20 protein-coding genes are annotated in these 20,888 nt (G+C 70.0%); all 20 read right to left on the bottom strand.

The features are described 5' to 3' along the window. Positions 1-11: 11 nt before the first annotated feature. Positions 12-458: a DUF2550 domain-containing protein gene (locus tag AC07A6_RS34270; protein WP_125816350.1), complete on the bottom strand. Its 447-nt coding sequence runs from the start codon at positions 456-458 to the stop codon at positions 12-14. 127 nt (positions 459-585) lie between these two features. Further along, positions 586-960, bottom strand: coding sequence for a F0F1 ATP synthase subunit epsilon (locus AC07A6_RS34265; RefSeq protein WP_007266595.1), 375 nt, complete (start codon positions 958-960; stop codon positions 586-588). A 165-nt stretch (positions 961-1,125) separates the two neighbouring features. Further along, positions 1,126-2,568 (bottom strand): F0F1 ATP synthase subunit beta, encoded by a 1,443-nt coding sequence (gene atpD, locus AC07A6_RS34260; protein ID WP_125816351.1) that lies wholly within the window; start codon positions 2,566-2,568, stop codon positions 1,126-1,128. Continuing rightward, a complete protein-coding gene (locus AC07A6_RS34255; protein ID WP_125816352.1) occupies positions 2,568-3,485 on the bottom strand; it encodes a F0F1 ATP synthase subunit gamma in 918 nt (305 codons plus the stop codon). Before AC07A6_RS34255 ends, atpD begins: the two co-directional genes overlap by 1 nt. 20 nt (positions 3,486-3,505) lie before the next feature. Continuing rightward, on the bottom strand, positions 3,506-5,101 hold the full coding sequence (gene atpA / locus AC07A6_RS34250) for a F0F1 ATP synthase subunit alpha (RefSeq protein WP_362471660.1): 1,596 nt from the start codon (positions 5,099-5,101) through the stop codon (positions 3,506-3,508). Between the two features lie 134 nt (positions 5,102-5,235). Next, a complete protein-coding gene (locus AC07A6_RS34245; protein WP_125816354.1) occupies positions 5,236-6,051 on the bottom strand; it encodes a F0F1 ATP synthase subunit delta in 816 nt (271 codons plus the stop codon). Then, complete coding sequence (locus AC07A6_RS34240; RefSeq protein WP_362471677.1) at positions 6,048-6,578, bottom strand: F0F1 ATP synthase subunit B; 531 nt, start codon at positions 6,576-6,578, stop codon at positions 6,048-6,050. Before AC07A6_RS34240 ends, AC07A6_RS34245 begins: the two co-directional genes overlap by 4 nt. A gap of 52 nt (positions 6,579-6,630) precedes the next feature. Then, positions 6,631-6,864, bottom strand: coding sequence for an ATP synthase F0 subunit C (gene atpE / locus AC07A6_RS34235; protein WP_007266589.1), 234 nt, complete (start codon positions 6,862-6,864; stop codon positions 6,631-6,633). An 82-nt stretch (positions 6,865-6,946) separates the two neighbouring features. After that, positions 6,947-7,783, bottom strand: a complete 837-nt coding sequence (gene atpB, locus AC07A6_RS34230; protein WP_362471680.1) for a F0F1 ATP synthase subunit A — start codon at positions 7,781-7,783, stop codon at positions 6,947-6,949. Positions 7,784-7,993: 210 nt separating this feature from the next. Then, the gene (locus AC07A6_RS34225; RefSeq protein ID WP_478779714.1) at positions 7,994-8,431 is read right to left on the bottom strand and encodes a hypothetical protein; all 438 of its coding nucleotides are present in this window, start codon (positions 8,429-8,431) and stop codon (positions 7,994-7,996) included. Between the two features lie 286 nt (positions 8,432-8,717). After that, on the bottom strand, positions 8,718-10,052 hold the full coding sequence (locus AC07A6_RS34220) for an MraY family glycosyltransferase (protein ID WP_185911140.1): 1,335 nt from the start codon (positions 10,050-10,052) through the stop codon (positions 8,718-8,720). A 104-nt stretch (positions 10,053-10,156) separates the two neighbouring features. Continuing rightward, a complete protein-coding gene (locus AC07A6_RS34215) occupies positions 10,157-11,386 on the bottom strand; it encodes a serine hydroxymethyltransferase (protein ID WP_478779713.1) in 1,230 nt (409 codons plus the stop codon). A gap of 499 nt (positions 11,387-11,885) precedes the next feature. Then, entirely contained in the window at positions 11,886-12,524 is a 639-nt protein-coding gene (locus AC07A6_RS34210; protein ID WP_478779712.1) for an arsenate reductase/protein-tyrosine-phosphatase family protein, read from the bottom strand. Next, positions 12,521-13,168: an L-threonylcarbamoyladenylate synthase gene (locus tag AC07A6_RS34205; RefSeq protein ID WP_362467231.1), complete on the bottom strand. Its 648-nt coding sequence runs from the start codon at positions 13,166-13,168 to the stop codon at positions 12,521-12,523. Before AC07A6_RS34205 ends, AC07A6_RS34210 begins: the two co-directional genes overlap by 4 nt. Before the next feature lie 52 nt (positions 13,169-13,220). Further along, a complete protein-coding gene (gene prmC / locus AC07A6_RS34200) occupies positions 13,221-14,066 on the bottom strand; it encodes a peptide chain release factor N(5)-glutamine methyltransferase (protein WP_007266582.1) in 846 nt (281 codons plus the stop codon). Positions 14,067-14,107: 41 nt separating this feature from the next. Further along, positions 14,108-15,187: a peptide chain release factor 1 gene (gene prfA, locus AC07A6_RS34195; RefSeq protein WP_125816360.1), complete on the bottom strand. Its 1,080-nt coding sequence runs from the start codon at positions 15,185-15,187 to the stop codon at positions 14,108-14,110. A 121-nt stretch (positions 15,188-15,308) separates the two neighbouring features. After that, positions 15,309-15,527, bottom strand: coding sequence for a 50S ribosomal protein L31 (gene rpmE, locus AC07A6_RS34190; RefSeq protein WP_007266580.1), 219 nt, complete (start codon positions 15,525-15,527; stop codon positions 15,309-15,311). A 184-nt stretch (positions 15,528-15,711) separates the two neighbouring features. Continuing rightward, positions 15,712-16,812: an LCP family protein gene (locus AC07A6_RS34185; protein WP_362467230.1), complete on the bottom strand. Its 1,101-nt coding sequence runs from the start codon at positions 16,810-16,812 to the stop codon at positions 15,712-15,714. Between the two features lie 266 nt (positions 16,813-17,078). Continuing rightward, positions 17,079-19,151, bottom strand: a complete 2,073-nt coding sequence (gene rho, locus AC07A6_RS34180; protein WP_362467229.1) for a transcription termination factor Rho — start codon at positions 19,149-19,151, stop codon at positions 17,079-17,081. Between the two features lie 417 nt (positions 19,152-19,568). Beyond that, the gene (gene thrB, locus AC07A6_RS34175) at positions 19,569-20,507 is read right to left on the bottom strand and encodes a homoserine kinase (RefSeq protein WP_362467228.1); all 939 of its coding nucleotides are present in this window, start codon (positions 20,505-20,507) and stop codon (positions 19,569-19,571) included. Positions 20,508-20,888: the final 381 nt, after the last annotated feature.

Below are 20,888 nucleotides of genomic sequence, written 5' to 3'. Positions count from 1 at the left end.
CAACGGTCGCCTCAGGCCACGTTCACCCTCTGCCCGGGCGGCGCCGCCTCCAGCCACGCCAGGAACCCGGTCAGCGCGTCCTCGCTCATCGCCAGCTCCAGGCGGGTCCCCTGGTGGGAACAGCCGAGCACGACAGCGTCGGACAGCAGGGCCAGCTCCTCCTCGCCCTCGGGCGCACGCCGCGCGAGGACCTCGATGGAGGAACGCTCCAGCAGCCGGCGCGGGCGGGGCGAGTACGAGAAGACGCGGAACCACTCGATGCGGTCACCGCTGTAGCGGGCGACCCCGTAGACCCAGCCCTTGCCGGAGACGTCGGGCTCCTCGGCCACGCCCCAGCGCATGCTGCAGTCGAAGGTCCCGCCGGACCGCTGGATGAGTCTGCGGCGCAGCCCGAACACGAACAGCCCGATCACCACCAGGGCTACGACCAGGCCGCTCACAAGCAGAGCGAGGAGCATCTTCACCGACCTCCTCGCTCATCGAAAACCGCACAAACAAAAGTACGTACATCGCCTCAGCCGCGACCCGGTCCGGAAAATTCCGGACCCGACCGCGGCTGAGGTATCAAACTGTTCGGTACGGGGCTCAGTGCCCCGCGACCGCGCGCAGCCGGACATCGGCGCGACGTTCGGCGGCCGCGTCGGCCTCCGACTTCGCGCGCTCCAGTGCCCGCTCCGCCCGCTGGACGTCGATCTCGTCCGCGAGCTCGGCGATCTCGGCCAGCAGGGACAGCTTGTTGTCCGCGAACGAGATGAATCCGCCGTGCACCGCGGCGACGACAGTGCCGCCCTCGCTGGTACGGATGGTCACCGGGCCCGATTCCAGCACACCGAGAAGCGGCTGGTGACCGGGCATGACGCCGATGTCGCCGGACGTGGTGCGGGCGACGACCAGGGTGGCCTCGCCGGACCAGACATTGCGGTCCGCCGCGACCAGCTCGACGTGCAGCTCAGCAGCCAAGGTGGCTCCTCGGGTCACCACCCGGCGGGTCAGCCGGGTGTTGGGTCAAATTCTAATGGGCGTGGGGAGAGGGACGGGACACACCCGTCCCCCTCCTGTGGCAGACACTTTCGGCGTCCGCCGGTGGCCTGCGAACCGGATGCGCTCCTCGCGGAGCGCGCCGGATCAGGAGACGCCCAGCTCCTTGGCGTTGGCCTTCAGGTCCTCGATGCCACCGCACATGAAGAACGCCTGCTCGGGGAAGTGGTCGTACTCACCGTCGCAGATCGCGTTGAACGCGGCGATCGACTCGTCGAGCGGAACGTCCGAACCGTCCACGCCGGTGAACTGCTTGGCGACGTGGGTGTTCTGCGACAGGAAGCGCTCGACACGACGGGCACGGTGGACAACGAGCTTGTCCTCCTCGCCCAGCTCGTCGATACCGAGGATCGCGATGATGTCCTGGAGGTCCTTGTACTTCTGCAGGATCCCCTTGACGCGCATGGCCGCGTTGTAGTGGTCCGCCGCGATGTAGCGGGGGTCCAGGATCCGGGACGTGGAGTCCAGCGGGTCCACGGCCGGGTAGATGCCCTTCTCGGAGATCGGACGGGAGAGAACCGTCGTCGCGTCGAGGTGGGCGAAGGTGGTCGCCGGCGCCGGGTCGGTGAGGTCGTCGGCGGGGACGTAGATCGCCTGCATCGAGGTGATCGAGTGACCACGGGTCGAGGTGATGCGCTCCTGGAGGAGACCCATCTCGTCGGCCAGGTTCGGCTGGTAACCCACCGCGGAGGGCATGCGGCCGAGCAGGGTCGACACCTCGGAACCGGCCTGGGTGTACCGGAAGATGTTGTCGATGAAGAAGAGGACGTCCTGCTTCTGAACATCGCGGAAGTACTCCGCCATGGTCAGACCGGCCAGGGCGACGCGCAGACGGGTGCCCGGGGGCTCGTCCATCTGGCCGAAGACCAGCGCGGTCTTGTCCAGAACGCCGGAGTCCGACATCTCCTCGATGAGGTCGTTGCCCTCACGGGTACGCTCACCGACACCCGCGAACACCGACACACCGTCGTGGTTGTTGGCGACGCGGTAGATCATTTCCTGGATCAGAACGGTCTTGCCGACACCGGCACCACCGAACAGACCGATCTTTCCACCCTTGACGTACGGGGTGAGGAGGTCGATGACCTTGACGCCGGTCTCGAACATCTCGGTCTTCGACTCGAGCTCGTCGAAGTTCGGGGCCTTGCGGTGGATCGCCCAGCGCTCGCCGACCTCGGCGTTGGCCTCCGGGTAGTTCAGCACCTCACCCAGGGTGTTGAACACCTTGCCCTTGGTGAAGTCACCGACGGGGACGGTGATGCCCTCGCCCGTGTCGGTCACCGGGGCCTGGCGGACCAGACCGTCGGTGGGCTGCATGGAGATGGTGCGGACCATGCCGTCACCCAGGTGCTGGGCGACCTCGAGGGTCAGCGTCTTGAGCGCGCCGTCCTCGGCCGGGTCGGCGACCTGCACCTTCAGCGCGTTGTAGATGTCGGGCATCGCGTCGACGGGGAACTCCACGTCGACGACCGGGCCGATGACCCGGGCGATGCGGCCCGTGGCAGCGGCCGTCTCAACAGAGGTCGTCATTACTTGTCACTCCCCGCGGTCGCGTCGGCCATGGCGCTGGCGCCACCGACGATCTCGCTGATTTCCTGGGTGATTTCGGCCTGGCGGGCCGCGTTGGCAAGCCGGGAGAGGCTCTTGATGAGGTCTCCGGCGTTGTCGGTGGCCGACTTCATCGCGCGGCGGCGGGCGGCGTGCTCGGAAGCAGCGGCCTGCAGCAGCGCGTTGTAGACGCGGCTCTCGACGTAGCGCGGCAGAAGGGCGTCGAGGACGTCCTCCGCCGACGGCTCGAACTCGAACAGCGGAAGGATCTCGCCCTTCGCACCGTCCTCCTCCGCAGCCTTCTCGAGGCTGAGCGGCAGCATCCGGTTGTCGACCGCGTTCTGCGTCATCATCGACACGAATTCCGTGAAGACGATGTGCAGTTCGTCGACGCCGCCCTCGGCCGTCTCCGTCTGGATGGCCTCGATCAGCGGCGCGGCGACGCGCTTGGCGTCGGCATACGCCGGGCTGTCGGTGAAGCCGGTCCACGAGTCCGTGACCTTGCGCTCACGGAAGCCGTAGTAGGCGACACCCTTGCGGCCGACGATGTAGCTGTCGACCTCCTTGCCCTCCGCGCGGAGCCGCTCGATGAGCCGGTCGGCCTGCTTGATGGCGTTCGAGGAGTAGCCGCCGGCCAGACCGCGGTCGCTCGTGATGAGCAGGACCGCGGCGCGGGTCGGCGCCTCGACCTCGGTGGTCAGGGCGTGCTTGTTGTTCGAACCGGTCGCCACCGCGGTCACCGCACGGGTGAGCTCGGTCGCGTACGGCATCGACGCCGCCACCTTGCGCTGCGCCTTGACGATGCGCGAGGCGGCGATCATCTCCATCGCCTTGGTGATCTTCTTCGTCGCAGTGATGGCACGGATGCGACGCTTGTAGACCCGGAGCTGCGCTCCCATGAGTCAGGTCCCTTCCGTCGTCACTTGGAGACGTTGACGGCCGGAACGTCCTCGCCCAGGAGCTTCCCGTCCGAGGTCTCGAACTGGCGCTTGAAGCCGGCGATCGCGTCGGCGATCGAGGTCAGCGTGTCGTCCGACATCTTGCCGCCGTCGGCGATCGAGGTCAGGAGGTCCTTGCGCTCGCGGCGCAGGTGCTCCAGCAGCTCCGACTCGAAGCGGCGGATGTCCTCGACCGGGACGTCGTCCATCTTGCCGGTGGTGCCGGCCCAGACGGAGACGACCTGCTCCTCGACGGGCATCGGCTGGTACTGGCCCTGCTTCAGCAGCTCGACCATGCGCTTGCCGCGCTCCAGCGAGGACTTCGACGCGGCGTCCAGGTCGGAACCGAAGGCGGCGAACGCCTCCAGCTCGCGGTACTGGGCCAGGTCGACGCGGAGACGGCCGGAGACCTGCTTCATGGCCTTGTGCTGCGCGGAACCACCGACGCGGGAGACCGAGATACCGACGTTCAGCGCCGGGCGCTGGCCCGCGTTGAACAGGTCGGACTCCAGGAAGCACTGGCCGTCGGTGATGGAGATGACGTTGGTCGGGATGAACGCCGAGACGTCGTTGGCCTTGGTCTCGACGATCGGCAGACCGGTCATCGAGCCGGCACCCATGTCGTCGGAGAGCTTCGCGCAGCGCTCCAGCAGACGGGAGTGCAGGTAGAAGACGTCACCCGGGTAGGCCTCGCGGCCCGGCGGGCGGCGCAGCAGCAGCGACACGGCGCGGTAGGCGTCGGCCTGCTTCGACAGGTCGTCGAAGATGATCAGGACGTGCTTGCCGGCGTACATCCAGTGCTGACCGATGGCGGAACCGGTGTACGGCGCCAGGTACTTGAAGCCGGCCGGGTCGGACGCCGGGGCGGCGACGATCGTCGTGTACTCGAGCGCGCCGGCCTCTTCCAGGGCGCCGCGAACGGACGCGATGGTCGAGCCCTTCTGGCCGATGGCGACGTAGATGCAGCGGACCTGCTTGTTCACGTCGCCGGAGCGCCAGTTGTCACGCTGGTTGATGATCGTGTCGACGGCCAGAGCGGTCTTGCCGGTCTGACGGTCGCCGATGATCAGCTGACGCTGGCCGCGGCCGATCGGCACCATGGCGTCGACGGCCTTGTAGCCGGTCTGCATGGGCTCGTGCACCGACTTACGGACCATGACGCCCGGGGCCTGCAGCTCGAGGGCGCGGCGGCCCTCGGTCGCGATCTCGCCGAGGCCGTCGATCGGGTTGCCGAGCGGGTCGACGACGCGGCCGAGGTAGCCCTCGCCGACGCCTACGGAGAGGACCTCACCGGTGCGCTGCACCGGCTGGCCCTCCTCGATACCGCTGAACTCGCCGAGGACGATCGCACCGATCTCGCGCTCCTCGAGGTTGAGGGCGAGACCGAGGGTGCCGTCCTCGAACTTCAGCAGCTCGTTCGCCATGGCGGAGGGCAGGCCCTCCACCTTCGCGATGCCGTCGCCGGCAACGCTGACCGTTCCGACCTCCTCGCGCGAGGCCGCGTCCGGCTGGTACGACTGGACAAAGGTCTCCAGTGCGTCCCGGATCTCCTCCGGCCGGATCGTGAGCTCCGCCATCTGGGTTCCCTGCTCTCCTTGTTGGGCCTGAAGCTTCTTAGGGGTCTGGGGGTGACCCCCAGGAATCTTCTGCAAGTTCTGCACGGCCCAACCGGGCCGCTAGGAATGCTTTGTATCTGTGTGGTGGCGGCTGGTCAGCCGGCCATGCGGCGCGACGCCTCGGCGAGGCGGTCCGCGATGGTGCCGTCGATGACCTCGTCGCCGACCCGCACCGAGATCCCGCCGAGGACCGCGGGGTCCACGTCGAGGTTCAGGTGCATCTGGCGGCCGTACAGCTTGGCCAGCACCGCGCCGAGACGCTGCTTCTGCACGTCGCTGAGCGGGATCGCGCTGGTCACGGTGGCGACCATGCGGTCCCGTCGCTCGGCGGCGAGCTTGGACAGGGACTCGAGTCCCGCTTCCAGGCTACGTCCACGCGGGTGCGTGACGAGACGGATCACCAGGCGCTCGGTGACGGCGTTCACCTTGCCGCCGAGCAGGCTGCGCAGCAGCTCGCTCTTGGCGGAGCCGGTGGCGGCGCGGTCGGTCAGCGCGGAGCGCAGCTCGGTGCTGGAGGCGACGATCCGGCCGAAGCGGAAGACCTCGTCCTCGACGTTGTCGAGCGCTCCGGCCTGCTGGGCCGCCGTGAGGTCGGCGGTGGCCGCCAGCTCCTCCAGCGCGTCCACCAGGTCGCGGGACTGCGACCAGCGGGAGCGCGCCATGCCGGACACCAGGTCGAGGGTGTTCCCGTCGACCTGGCCGGACAGCAGCCGGCCGACCAGCTCGGCCTTGGCCTCGCCGGACTGCGCCGGGTCCGTGATGACCCGACGCAGCGAGACCTCACGGTCGAGCAGCGCGGTGACGGCTGCCAGCTCACCGGCGAGCTTCGCCGCGTCGACGGACGTGTTGTCCGTCAGCGCGTCGAGACGCTCGCGCGCGGAGGCCAGCGCCTCGCGGCTCGCTCCGTTCATCGGGCCGCCTCGGCCTTCTCCTCAAGCTCGCTGAGGAAGCGGTCGATGGTGCGGCTCTGACGAGCGGCGTCCTCGAGGGACTCGCCGACGAGCTTGCCGGCCAGGTCGGTGGCGAGCTTGCCCACGTCCTGACGCAGCGCCTGAGCGGCGGCCTTGCGGTCTGCCGCGATCTGGGCGTGACCGGCAGCGATGATCTCCTCACGCTGCCGCTGGCCCTCTGCGCGCAGTTCTTCCTTCAGCGCAGTGCCCTGCTCCAGCGCGTCCTGGCGCAGGCGCGCGGCCTCGTGCCGGGCCTCGGCGAGCTGGGCCTTGTACTGCTCCAGCACGCTCTGAGCCTCGGTCTGAGCGGCTTCGGCCTTCTCGATACCGCCCTCGATCTGCTCGCGGCGCTCGTCCAGAACCTTGTTGATGTTCGGGAGGAGCTTCTTCGCGAGGAAGCCGAAGACGATGACGAAGGCGATCAGACCGATGACGAGCTCGGGGATCGGCGGGATGAGAGGGTTTTCCATCTCAGCCGCGAGAACCATGAGGTTCACATCAGTGCCTTTCGTCTAGTGGGCTGTTCGTCGAGACCGAGGATCAGGAGCTCGGGTAGACGAACGGCATGACCAGACCGATCAGGGCGAGCGCCTCACAGAAGGCGAAGCCGAGGATCTGGTTGGCGCGGATCAGGCCGGCAGCCTCGGGCTGGCGGGCGAGGGCCTGGGTGCCGTTACCGAAGATGATGCCGACGCCGACGCCGGGGCCGATGGCCGCGAGACCGTAACCAACGGAGCTGAGGGAGCCGGTGACGGCGGCAAGGGTCTGGGACATGCCAGTTCTTCCTTCTCTTTCACGGATCCGGTGGGGGTTGGCCACCGGACGAATACGGGGGGCTGAGCGGGGCGGGCCTGGCTCAGTGGTGCTCGGCGAGCGCGCCCTGGATGAAGCTGCAGGCCAGGAGGACGAAGACGTACGCCTGGACAGCCTGGATGAAGAGCTCGAAGGCGGTCATCACGATCACCATCACGAACGACACACCGGCGTAGGCGATGCCGATGCCGTTCAGCAGGTACCAGCTGGCGATCGTGAAGAGCAGCAGCAGGGTGTGACCGGCGAACATGTTCGCGAAGAGTCGGACCGCGTGGGTGAACGGGCGCACCAGGACGTTCGAGAAGAACTCGATGACCATGATCAGCGGCAGGACGCCGCCGAGGCTCTTGTCGTAGCCGGTGAGGTTCTTCAGGCCGCCGACGAAGCCGTGGCGCTTGAAGGTGACCGACATCCAGATCAGGTAGACGATCAGGGCGAGCACGGCCGGGTACGCGATGATCGAGGTCACCGGGAACTGCGCCACCGGGACGATCGACCAGACGTTCAGGATCCAGACGAAGAAGAACAGCGAGACCATGAAGGGGACGTACTTCTCGCCCTCCTTCTTGCCGAGGGTCTCGTAGACGATGCCGCGGCGCACGAAGTCGTAGCCGGCCTCGCCGACCATCTGGAGCTTGCCGGGGACGATCTTCGCCTTGCCGAAGGCGGCCCAGAAGAAGGCCACGATGATGATCGAGCCCAGGAGGGCCAGCAGCATCGGCTTGTTGAAGTAGGCATTGCTGCCCGCTTCACCCCAGAGCGGCTCGAAGAGGAACGAGTGCAGGCCCGGGCCGGGGAAGCCACATCCGTCGAAGATGTGACAGTCGGTCTCGAAGGCGAGGACCTGCGTCGGGTCAGCACTCACCGCGGGCTCCTTCAGCGTGGCGCATAGGTACGGCAACCTCGTTGTGTCGGCGCGGCGCGAGGCCGCGGTTCGGCACTGGACTGGTGTAACGGGTGTGGGGGCGGCAGTCAGGCATCGAGCCTCGCGATGGAACAGGCGTCAGCTCAGATGCCCGCGCCCGCAGAGCCGCAGTTGGAACCGGACGATAGCAGCATCTCGAACGCACACTTATCCCGGCCCTACCCCTCACGACTTCGGCCCCGGGTTTTCGGGCTTTTCACCCTTGGCCGAGTCCGGCTCGACGTAAAGGATCTTCGCCTTCATGTGGGCACGCGTCTGTGCGCCGATCCACACCAGGGTGGCGACGACGAGCGTGATGGCGAACGCCCGGGGGTTGAACAGTGTCGTGTTCTTGAACACGGCGAGAAAGACGAAGAGCAGCAGGATCTGCGCGGCGTAGAGCATGAGGCCCATGGCCTGGAACAGATGCGGCAGGGATTTCGCCGTGCGCTGCAGGACGACGAATCCGAGGCCCATGAACAGGATCACGACCACGGTCGCGACGACGGATCCGATGGCGCCCTGGCCACCGACGACCAAACCGCTGATCACCGCGGCGATGGCGCCGGCGATAGCGGTGGGTACGGCGGTTTGCAGGAGGGATCGGACGTCATTTGACCGCATGGCGGTTTGCTCCGCGTGGTGGTGGGGGCACGGACTCGTACGGGAACTCGTACGGGGACGAGCGTAAGCCCGGTCCGAGTGAGAGCCTCGGGCCAATGGACCGTCGCACTACGGTCCTTCGGCTCTGTCGCCGGGTTTAGTGAACGGTATCACAAACTATTTGATGAGAGCTTTACCTGTCAGGTGTGCTGACTGTCACACATGAGGGCTAACGCGCCCGTGTGTGCAAGACAAGCCCTCTCATTGTCTGGTAAAGGGCGCCCATGTCGGAAATGCGCCCGGCCCGTCAGCGCGCCGATCCGGCCTTACGCCGGTCGGGGAAGCGCGAACGGGGGCCTACCGCGGTCGCGCCGTTGACGCCCGACACCCCCGCCACGACGGGCCTCGCCGGCTGCGGCTCCACGCCCTCGTCCTCCCGGACGGCCGCCTCCGCGGCCCGCTCGGCGTGCCGGTACCGCGGCGGGACCAGGCCGTGCGCCCAGCGCGGCGCCCGCGGGGTGAACCGGGGCATCAGGAGCAGTACGAGGCCCAGCGCGCTCAGCGCCGCGAGGGACAGCACGATCCACATCGACGCCGAATGCACCGAATAGGCCACCGTGCCGAATGCGATCAGGCCTGACCAGAAATACATGATGAGTACGGCGCGGCTGTGGGAATGCCCGAGTTCCAGGAGCCGGTGGTGCAGGTGGCCGCGGTCCGCCGCGAACGGCGACTGGCCGTTCCAGGTGCGCCGCACGATCGCGAGGACCAGGTCCGCCATCGGAATGGCGATGATGGTCAGGGGCAGCAGCAGCGGGATGAAGACCGGCAGCATCGCGTGGGTGGCGTTGCGCTCACCGCCGACGAAGAGCGCCATCGTGTCGGGGTCCACCTGCCCCGTGATCGAGATCGCCGAAGCCGCCAGCACCAGGCCGATCAGCATCGAGCCGGAATCCCCCATGAAGATCCGGGCGGGATGCATGTTGTGCGGCAGGAAGCCCAGGCACATCCCCATCAGGATCGCCGCGAAGAGGGTCGCGGGGGCGGCGGATTCGATGCCGTAGCCGAACCAGATCCGGTAGGCGTAGAGGAAGAACGCGCATGTGGCGATGCAGACCATGCCCGCCGCCAGCCCGTCGAGGCCGTCGACGAAATTCACCGCGTTGATGGTGATCACCACCAGCGCCACCGTGAGCAGGGTGCCCTGCCACTGGGTGAGCGCCACCGTGCCGATGCCCGGAACCGGAATCCACAGGATGGTCAGGCCCTGCATGACCATCACGCCCGCGGCGATCATCTGGGCGCCGAGCTTGATCAGCGCGTCGAGCTCGAACTTGTCGTCCAGGACGCCGATCAGCCAGATCAGCGCCGCTCCCGAGAGCAGCGCTCGTGGCTCGTTGGAACGCTCGAAGACCCCGTTGAGGTTCTGCAGGTGGTCGGCGATCAGCAGCCCCGCGCACATGCCGCCGAACATGGCGATGCCGCCGAGCCGCGGAGTGGGCTCGCGGTGCACGTCCCGCGCGCGGATCTCCGGCATCGCGCCGGCCGCGATCGCGAACTTCCGCACGGGCCCGGTCAGCAGGTAGGTCACCGCGACCGTGACGCAAAGCGTCAGCAGATATTCACGCACTGGCTGCCCCAGATGTATCGCCGGCCATCTCAGCCCCACACATTAGCCGCGATGTCACCAGGGACGAGGACGCACGGAGGCCCCGTTCCGGTTGCACTACTCCATGCTCGTACCGGTTACGCCCCGTACGGGGGAAATCCACCCGTCAGGGCGGCCACCTCGGCCCGCGTCCGGGCCGCGTCCCCGCCCAGCGCGGCGGCGAACAGCTCGGCGATCCGGGCCATCTCCGGCTCCCCCATCCCCTGCGTGGTCACCGCCGCGGTGCCCAGGCGGATGCCGCGCTGGTCCCCGTACGGCAGCGCGCAGGTGTCCAGGACGATCCCCGCGGCGGCCAGCCGGCCGCGCGCCGTCGGCCCGTCCACGCCGAGCGCCGCGGGGTCGGCGCTGATGAGGTGGGTGTCCGTCCCACCGGTCGTCAGGGCGAACCCGCGCCGCTCCAGGGCGGCGGCCAGGGCGCGGGCGTTGGCCACGACCCGGTGCGCGTACCGGGTGAAGGGCGGCGCGGCCGCCTCGCCGAAGGCCACCGCCTTCGCGGCGATGGAGTTCATCTGGGCGCCGCCCTGGGTGAAGGGGAACACCGCCCGGTCGACCCGCTCCGCGAACTCGCCGCCGCACAGCACCATCCCGCCGCGGGGGCCGCGCAGCACCTTGTGGGTGGTCGCGCAGACCACGTCGGCGTACGGGACGGGACTGGGCGCGGCCCCTCCGGCCACCAGCCCGATCGGGTGCCCGGCGTCGGCGATGAGGTACGCCCCGACCTCGTCGGCGATCTCGCGGAACGCCGAGTACTCCAGGTGCCGGGGGTAGGAGATGGACCCGCACACGATGGCCTTGGGCCGGTGCGCCCGCGCCAGCCGCTGCACCTGCTCGTAGTCGACGAGCCCGCTCTCGGCGTCGACGCCGTAGCCGACGAAGTCGAACCAGCGGCCGGAGAAGTTGGCGGGCGAGCCGTGCGTGAGGTGCCCGCCGTGCGCCAGCCCCATGGCCAGGACGGTGTCCCCGGGCCGCAGCAGCGCCGCGTAGGCGGCCAGGACGGCCGCGGAACCGGAGTGCGGCTGCACGTTGGCGTGCTCGACCCCGAAGAGCGCCCTGGCCCGCTCCACGGCCATCCGCTCGGCGAGGTCCACGTACTCGCAGCCGCCGTGGTAGCGGGCGCCGGGGTAACCCTCGGCGTACTTGTTGGAGAGCACGGACCCCAGCGCGGCGAGCACCGCGGGCGAGGTGAAGTTCTCGGCGGCGCTCATCTGCAGCGTCTCCGCCTGCCGGCGCCGCTCGCCTTCGAGGACGTCGGCCATTTGCGGGTCCTGCTGGCGCAGGGCGTCCGTGGGCTGGGTCATGACGCTCATGGCGCGACTCCCGCACAGTGGGGGTACCGGTACCAGCCACTGTAGGCCGCGCCCGCCCGTCGCGCCCCTGCGCCGCCCGCTGCGCGGGACTGGTCCCCTACCCGCCCTTCCCCCGTTCCCCGGGGCTCCGCCCCGGACCCCCGCGCCTCAAACGCCGGCGAGGCTGGATTTGCCGCTGCGCGGCAACTTCCAGCCCGCGCGGCGTTTGAGCGCACCGGGCGCGCAGCGCCCGGCTCTTTCAGCCCCGCCTGGGGGCACCTCCCAGCGGTAGCTGGGGGAGTTTGAGGCGCGGGGTCAGGGGCAGCGCCCCTGGGAACGGTGGAAGGGCGGGTAGGGGACGGCCCCGCGCAGCGGCCCACCCCACCCGCAGACGACACACCGGCCCCGGACACGCGAACCGGCCCCGCCCCGCAGGTCGACGGACGGAGTCCGGCGCAGCGGCGCGAAGCCGGTGAGGCCGCCAGCGGCCGAGCCGCGCGAGCGGCGCGTCAAGAAAGGGTCAGTGGTGGGCGTCGACGCCCGTCAGGGCCGTGACCACGGGGTCCAGGGCCTGGTTGATCTCGTCGCCGATCGAGCGGAAGAAGGTGATCGGCGCCCCGTACGGGTCGTACACCTCGTCCGCATCGGCGGACGGCGCCAGCAGCCACCCCCGCAGCGCGGCGGCGGCCCGTACCAGGGCCCGCGCCCGTTCCGCCATGCCGTCGTCCAGCGGCGGCAGCGTGGCCGGGTCTATCGCCCGTACGAGCCGGGTGAACTCCTTCAGCGTGAAGGTCCGCAGCCCCGCCGAGTGCCCCATGGAGATGACCTGCGCCCGGTGGTCCCGCGTGGCGGTGAGCACCAGGTCGGCGCGTATGACGTGCTCGTCGAGCAGCTCGCGCCCGGTGAACCCCGACGCGTCCGCGCCGAAGTCCGCCAGCACGGCCGCCGCGTTGGCCTCCATCGGGGCGCCCTCGTGGCCCCAGGTGCCGGCGCTCTCCACGATGAGGTCCCCGGCCGGCAGGCCCAGGACGGCCAGGCGGTCGGCGAGCGCGTGCCGCGTCAGCCGCTCGGTGATGGGCGAGCGGCACACGTTCCCGGTGCTGACGTGGAGTATGCGGAAGGTGTCTCCCTTGGCTATGCCACGCCCCTGAGGGCTCACGGAGCCACCTCGAGGTCGGGTACGACCTCCCGCAGCTGTGCGGCGCTCAGCGCCCCCTCGCGCAGCAGTACGGGAACCTTCCCGGTGACGTCGACGATCGACGACGGCTCGGTGCTCGGCGTGGGGCCGCCGTCCAGGTACACGGACACGGAGTCGCCCAGCATCTCGCGCGCCGCGTCGCAGTCGCCCGGCGCCGGGTGCCCGGACAGGTTGGCCGAGGAGACGGCCATCGGGCCGACCTCGGTCAGCAGCTCGATCGCGACGGGGTGCAGGGGCATGCGCACGGCGACGGTCCCGCGGGTCTCCCCCAGGTCCCAGGCCAGCGACGGCTGGTGCTTGGCGACCAGCGTGAGGCCGCCCGGCCAGAAGGCGTCGACGAGCTCCCACGCCTGCTCGGAGAAGTCCGTGACGAGGCCGTGGAGGGTGTTCGGGGAGCCGATGAGGACGGGGGTGGGCATGTTCCGGCCGCGGCCCTTGGCGGCGAGCAGGTCGCCGACGGCCTCCGCGCTGAAGGCGTCCGCGCCGATCCCGTACAGGGTGTCGGTGGGCAGCACGACGAGCTCTCCGCGGCGGACGGCGGAGGCCGCTTCGCGCAGACCCGTCTTGCGGTCCGTCGCGTCGTTGCAGTCGTATCGCCGGGCCATCAGCGGATCTCCTCGTGCAGCGTGGGGGTGGCGGGGGCGGCGGTCGGGCGGGTCACGGCATGGCCTTGCGGGCGGTCGCGAAGCGCGGGCGGTTGTTCAGGTCGGGGTGGTCGGCGGCGTCGGCCCAGCCCCGTTCGTCGGCGAAGATCCACGGCACCTGGCCGCCCTGCGTGTCGGCGTGCTCGATCACGACGATGCCGCCGGGCCGCAGCAGCCGGTGGGCGGTGCGCTCGATGCCGCGGATGGTGTCGAGGCCGTCCTCGCCGGAGAACAGCGCCATCTCGGGGTCGTGGTCGCGGGCCTCCGGGGCGACGTACTCCCACTCGGTGAGCGGGATGTACGGCGGGTTGGAGATGACCAGGTCGACCTGTCCGTCCAGCTCGGGGAGCGCGGTGAGCGCGTCGCCCTGGTGGACGGTGACCCGGGAGCCCTCGGCGTTCTTGCGGGTCCAGCGCAGGGCGTCCTCGGACAGCTCCACGGCGTGCACGCGCGAGCGCGGCACCTCCTGGGCCATGGCGAGCGCGATGGCGCCGGACCCGGTGCACAGGTCCACGATCAGCGGCTCGACCACGTCCATGGCCCGGACGGCGTGTATGGCCCAGTCCACGACCGACTCGGTCTCGGGCCGGGGCACGAACACCCCGGGGCCGACCTGGAGCTCCAGGTAGCGGAAGAAGGCACGGCCGGTGATGTGCTGGAGCGGCTCGCGCGCCTCGCGGCGGGCGACGGCCTCCCAGTAGCGGGCGTCGAAGTCCGCGTCCTTGACGTGGTGCAGTTCCCCCCGCTTGACGCCGTGCACGAAGGCCGCGAGCTCCTCCGCGTCGAAACGCGGTGAGGGCACGCCGGCGGCGGCCAGCCGCTGGGTGGCCTGGGCCACCTCGGCAAGCAGCAAGTTCACGCTGGTCCTCCGGGCTGCTGTCATGGGGGGTGGGGCGAAGGTCAGTGCGCGGCCGCGAGCTTCGCCGCGGAGTCGGTGTCGACGCAGGCCTGGATGACCGAGTCGAGGTCGCCGTCGAGCACCTGGTCCAAGTTGTACGCCTTGAAACCGGTCCGGTGGTCCGAGATCCGGTTCTCCGGGAAGTTGTACGTACGGATCTTCTCGGAGCGGTCCACGCTGCGCACCTGGCTACGGCGCTGGTCGGAGGCCTCCTGCTCGGCGGCTTCCTGGGCGGCGGCCAGCAGGCGCGAGCGCAGGATGCGCATGGCCTGCTCCTTGTTCTGGAGCTGGCTCTTCTCGTTCTGGCAGGAGGCGACCACGCCGGTCGGGATGTGCGTGATGCGCACGGCCGAGTCGGTGGTGTTGACGGACTGGCCGCCGGGGCCCGAGGAGCGGTACACGTCGATGCGGAGGTCGTTCATGTTGATCTCGACCTCGACCTCCTCGGCCTCCGGGGTGACGAGCACGCCGGCGGCGGAGGTGTGGATGCGGCCCTGGGACTCGGTGGCCGGCACGCGCTGGACGCGGTGCACGCCGCCCTCGTACTTCATCCGGGCCCAGACGCCCTGGCCGGGCTCGGTGGCCCCGTTGCCGCCCTTGGTGCGGACGGAGACCTGGACGTCCTTGTAGCCGCCGAGCTCGGACTCGGTGGAGTCGATGATCTCGGTCTTCCAGCCCACGCGCTCGGCGTAGCGCAGGTACATGCGCAGCAGGTCGCCGGCGAACAGGGCGGACTCGTCGCCGCCGGCGCCCGCCTTGATCTCCAGGAGGACGTCCTTGTCGTCGCTGGGGTCGCGCGGTACGAGCAGCAGGCGGAGCTTCTCGGTGAGCTCTTCGCGCTGGGCGCTCAGTTCCTTGACCTCGGCGGCGAAGTCGGGGTCGTCGGCCGCCAGCTCCTTGGCCGTCTCGATGTCCTCGGCCGACTGCTTCCAGGCACGGAAGGTCGCGACGATCGGCGTCAGCTCCGCGTAGCGCTTGTTCAGCTTGCGGGCGTTCGCCTGATCGGAGTGGACCGAAGGGTCGGCGAGCTTCTTCTCGAGGTCGGCGTGCTCGCCGACCAGATCCTCGACCGCTTCGAACATCGGATGCTCCTGGGGTGAAAAAAGTCAAAAAGGGGCTGGGCTGTCGATACGACGACAAAGGCGCCGGTCCGGCCGCCCCCGCGTGGTCAGGGGGCGGCCGGTGACCGGCGCCTGGGTCGCGCTACTTCTTGGCCGCACCCTTGCCGAAGCGGGCCTCGAAGCGGGCCACGCGGCCACCGGTGTCGAGGATCTTCTGCTTGCCCGTGTAGAACGGGTGGCACTCGGAGCAGACCTCGGCACGGATGGTGCCCTCGGTCAGGGTGCTGCGGGTGGTGAACGACGCGCCACAGGTGCAGCTGACCTGGGTCTCGACGTACTCGGGGTGAACATCGCGCTTCAAGGTGTCTCCTAGATTCGGGAGGGCGCCGGGTCGCAGGAGCCGAATTGCGCACTGCGTGAACCGGGGCCGACAGACCAGTCTGCCAGGACCGGGCCGCCTGTCAAAATTCCGGGAACGATGCCTTCAACAGGAGGGGGCCGGCATCTATTCCTGCCGGGTCCCGGCAGGGAAGGACCGGGCCGGCCTACCGGACGATGGAGCCCGCGCTGCTCTTGTCCCCGTTGGAGTGCTCGGTGGCCGCGGCGGGGATGGGCTGGTCGGCCAGCAGGGCGTCCCAGACCATCTTGGAGTCCTTGGGCAGGATCGCGACGCGGTCCCTGTCGAGCGGGTCCGGGCCCACCGGCAGGGTGATCATGTGCATGTTCTCGGCGCTGATGCCCTGGAGCCCCTGGGCGAAGCTCGCGAGGGACTTCACGTCGCCGAGCGCCTTGTCGGTGGTGATCGCCTTGGTGGCGGAGTCGGCGAGGCCGTAGAGCTTCTTCGGGCTGTCGAACACCCCGACGCCCTTGACCTGCTTGATCAGCGCCTTGATGAAGGCCTGCTGGAGCTGTATTCGGCCCAGGTCGCCGCCGTCGCCGACGCTCTTGCGCGTGCGGACGAGGCCGAGGGACTGCTCGCCGTTGAGCTTGTGGGAGCCGGCCGGCAGGTCGAGGTGGCTGCCGTCGTCCTTGATCGGTTTGGTGGTCGTGAGCTCGACCCCGCCGAGGTTGTCGATGATCTTCTTGAAGCCGGTGAAGTCGACCTCGATGTAGTGGTCCATGCGGATCCCCGACATCGCCTCGACGGTCTTGACGGCGCAGGCTGCCCCGCCGATGGTGAAGGCCTCGTTGAACTGCGCGCGCTGCCTGGGGGCGCTGGTCTTCCCCTTGCCGGTGGGGCAGGCGGGCCGCGGGAGCATGGTGTCGCGGGGGATCGAGACGACGCTGGCCTGCTTGTGGCCCTCGTAGAGGTGGATGATCATCGCGGTGTCGGAGCGGGCCGAGCCGCCGTCGTCCGCGCCGTACTCGCCGTTCGCCCCGTCGCGGGAGTCGGAGCCGAGGACCAGGATGTCCATGGAGCCGTTGTCGACGTTCGGCGGGCGGTCCTTGCCGAGGGCCTGGTCGATGTCGACGCTGTGCAGGTTGCCGTTGAGCTTGAAGTAGAACCAGCCGAGGCTTCCCCCGCCCAGCAGGACCACCCCCGCGGCGGTCCAGGCGGCGACCCTGAGGCCCCTGCGGCGGCGCGGCTGCGCCCGGCGCCCGCGCCTGCGTGCCGCCCTGCGACCGCCCCTGCTGTCCTCGCTCATGCTCTCCTCGGTCCTGGCTCCGTTGCCGACTGCTCTCTCACACAGACGGACTAGCGCATTCCAGGGTTCCACGGAGCGCGGACCGCTCCGCACGCCCCCTCCCCCATGAGCACAACCCGTGACCGGACGCCCACCAAGGGTTCCGATCCGGGCTCGAAGGATCCCGTACGGGACCCTGCGGGCGCAGGCGTGTGGCGAAGCTCGCACAAAAGGAACCGCCCCCGCCGCGGGTGCGGCGGGGGCGGTTCCGTGTTCGGGCGACCCGGTCAGTCGTCGTTCTTGCCGGCCGGGGTCGTCTTGGCGATCTGCATCAGGAACTCGGCGTTCGACTTCGTCTGCTTCATCTTGTCGAGCAGCAGCTCGATCGCCTGCTGCGAGTCGAGCGCGTGCAGCACCCGGCGCAGCTTCCAGACGATGGCGAGCTCCTCGCTGTTGAGGAGGATCTCCTCCTTGCGGGTGCCCGACGGGTCGACGTCGACGGCCGGGAAGATGCGCTTGTCGGCGAGCTTGCGGTCGAGCTTGAGCTCCATGTTGCCGGTGCCCTTGAACTCCTCGAAGATCACCTCGTCCATGCGCGAGCCGGTGTCGACGAGCGCGGTGGCCAGGATGGTCAGCGAGCCGCCGTCCTCGATGTTGCGCGCGGCACCGAAGAAGCGCTTCGGCGGGTACAGCGCGGTCGAGTCGACACCACCGGACAGGATGCGGCCGGAGGCGGGCGCCGCGAGGTTGTACGCGCGGCCCAGACGGGTGATGGAGTCCAGCAGGACGACCACGTCGTGACCCAGCTCGACGAGGCGCTTGGCGCGCTCGATGGCCAGCTCGGCGACGGTGGTGTGGTCCTCGGCCGGGCGGTCGAAGGTCGAGGAGATGACCTCGCCCTTGACCGACCGCTGCATGTCGGTGACCTCTTCCGGACGCTCGTCGACCAGGACGACCATCAGGTGGCACTCGGGGTTGTTGGTGGTGATCGCGTTGGCGATCGCCTGCATGATCATGGTCTTGCCGGTCTTCGGCGGGGCCACGATCAGACCGCGCTGGCCCTTTCCGATCGGCGACACGAGGTCGATGATGCGGGTGGTCAGCACGCCCGGGTCGGTCTCCAGACGGAGCCGGTCCTGCGGGTAGAGCGGGGTCAGCTTCTGGAACTCCGGCCGTCCGCGGCCGGATTCGGGCGCCATGCCGTTGACGGAGTCCAGGCGCACCAGGGCGTTGAACTTCTCGCGGCGCTCGCCGTCCTTGGGCTGGCGGACCGCACCGGTGGTGTGGTCGCCCTTGCGCAGGCCGGCCTTGCGGACCTGGGCGAGGGAGACGTACACGTCGTTCGGGCCGGGCAGGTAGCCCGAGGTCCGGATGAACGCGTAGTTGTCGAGGATGTCGAGGATGCCCGCGACGGGGATCAGCACGTCGTCGTCGGCGACCTGCGGCTCGTTCGGCGCGAACTCGTCACGGCCGCGACGGCCGCGGCGGTCGCGGTAGCGCCCGCGACGGCCACGACGGCCTTCCTCGTCGAAGTCGTCCTGCGGGCCGTTGTCCTGACGGTCCTGCCGGCCCTGGCCGCGGCCGCCCTGCTGCTGCTGGCGGTCGGCGCGGTCCTGGCGGCCGCCGCCCTGCTGCTGGCCCTGGCCGCCCTGCTGCTGGCCCTGCTCGTCGGCCTTGGCGCCGCGCTCGCGGCGGCCCTGCTGACGCTCGCCGCGCTCGCCACGCTCGCCGCGCTCACCACGGTCGCCGCGGTCACGGCGGTCGCGGCGGGTGCGGCCCTCGCCGGCCTCCTGCGCCTGGCCCTGGGGCTGCGCGGAGACGGCGGTGGCGGCCTCGGCCTTGGCCTCGGGCTGCGCGGCCGGGGCGGCGGCCTCGGTCTTCTGCTCGACCTGCACGGCGGCGGGCGCAGAGGACTCGGGGCTGCCGGAGGGGGCGGTGGCCCGGCGGCGGCGGCGCTCGCCGATCGGGGCGTCGTCGCTGGCCGGCTGGCCCGGGATCTCGATCTGGGCCTGGGCGGCGGGCTTCTCGGCGGGGGCCGCGGCGGCGGCCTCGCCCGTACGGGCCTTGCTGGTGGTGCGGCGCTTCGGCTTGGCCTCGGCAGCGTCGGCGGCGGGGGCCGCGGCGGCGGCCTTGGGGGCGCTGCCGCCCTGCGCCTCCTTGATGACCTCGATCAGCTGGCTCTTGCGCATGCGCGCGGTGCCCCTGATACCGAGGCCCGACGCGACCTGCTGCAGCTCGGCCAGGACCATGCCCTCAAGGCCGGTGCCGGAGCGGCGGCGCTTCGGGGCCGCGCCCGCGGCGGGGGCACTGGTGTCGACGTTGGTGTCGGCAGCGCCCATCAGATCGGTGGTGTCGCTCACGAAGGGTCCTTCCCTGGAGCGGACGTCGGCCTGTCTGGCTCGGCGACCGGTTGTGCTGTCCGACAACGGTCCGGGTGTGTGGACCGTGCCGGGGCGGTGGTCCGCCGGTAAGAGTTACGGCGGAGAGAAACGTGCATGGTGGTTCCGGCGAGAAGCCCCCGAGCTGGAAAGCGTGGGAATGTCACGCCGATTCCGGAGCGTGCTCGAAACTGCTGGCAGCGATCAAAGCAGTCGGGGAGGCTCCCGGAAGAAATGTGGTCCCGGATGGGGACACTGAGCACCGAGCCATGGCGGCTTCGGATGCGCACTTGAGGTTAACACTACCGGATCCAACAGACATTCCCCCTCTCAATCACCGGCAATCGCCCGTCGCGGGCGGGCGGCCTGCCCGGCCGTCCGCCCCGACGGGCCGTGTCGTCACGACACGGGCTGACCGCCCTGGGCGCCCAGCGGCAGGACGCTCGCACCCGCGGCGTCGAGCGCGAGCCGGTTGGCGGCCCACCCCTCGCCCGCGAGCTGCGCGACCTTGTCGGCCGCGCCGTTGTCGACCAGCGCGAGGACCGTGGGGCCCGCGCCGGAGATGACCGCGGGGATGCCGTCCGCCCGCAGCCGGTTGACGAGTGCCACGCTCTCCGGCATCGCCGGGGACCGGTACTCCTGGTGCAGCCGGTCCTCGGTGGCGGGCAGCAGGAACTCGGGGCGCCTGGTCATGGCCTCCACGAGCAGGCCCGCGCGGCCCGCGTTGACGGCCGCGTCCACGTGCGGGACGGTGCGCGGCAGCAGGCCGCGGGCGGTCTCGGTCAGGACCGGCTTCGACGGGACGAAGACCACCGGAACGATGGAATCCGCGGGGTCCATCCGGATCGCCTTGGCACTGCCCCCCTCCATCCACGCCAGGGTGAAACCGCCGAGCAGACAGGCGGCCACGTTGTCGGGGTGGCCCTCGATCTCGGTGGCGAGCTCCAGCAGCGCCGCGTCGTCGAGCTTGGCCTCCCCGCCTATGGTCACGGCGCGGGCGGCGACGATGCCGGCGCAGATCGCGGCGGAGGAGGAGCCGAGGCCCCGGCCGTGCGGGATCCGGTTGGCGCAGACGACCTCAAGGCCGCGCGGCTGCCCGCCCAGCAGGTCGAAGGCGGTGCGCATGGAGCGTACGAGGAGGTGGCTCTCGTCCCGCGGGAGGGTGTCGGCGCCCTCACCCGCGATGTCGATGTCCAGGCCGGAATCGGCTACCCGGACGACGACGTCGTCGTAGAGCCCCAGGGCCAGGCCGAGGGCGTCGAAGCCGGGGCCGAGGTTGGCGCTGCTGGCGGGGACGCGCACCCGTACGGCGGCGGCGCGGAACGCTGGACCTGCCATCGGTCGATGACACTCCTTGTGACTGTGCGGGATCCGGCTGCTGCGCGGGATCTTCGCTGCGAATGTACTGGAGAACGTACGACACCCGAAGGCCCTTGGGGCAGCACCGCGGTCATATGCGCGGTGGCGGATGTAAGTACAGCGTATCGAAGGAAGGTTCTCCCGCGACATAGGGCGCACAGGAGGCGCACGATGCGTGTCGGTGTCTTCCGCCGGATCCGGGTGCCGGATCCGGATGGACCGCCGTTGGCTTCTTGGTGCCGTACCGCCCGGGTTGGGGGGGTCCGGGGGGGTTCGGAAGCCCGCAAAAGGGGGTGGGGGGCCCCCCAAAGGCGGGTACCCGGGGTGGAAAAAAACGAGAAAGAGCGCCGCGGCCCCTGT

The sequence above is a fragment of the Streptomyces sp. NPDC044002 genome (genome assembly GCF_056434525.1).
Note: the sequence above shows the minus strand (reverse complement) of the source record. Positions and strands in the feature narration are given on the sequence as shown.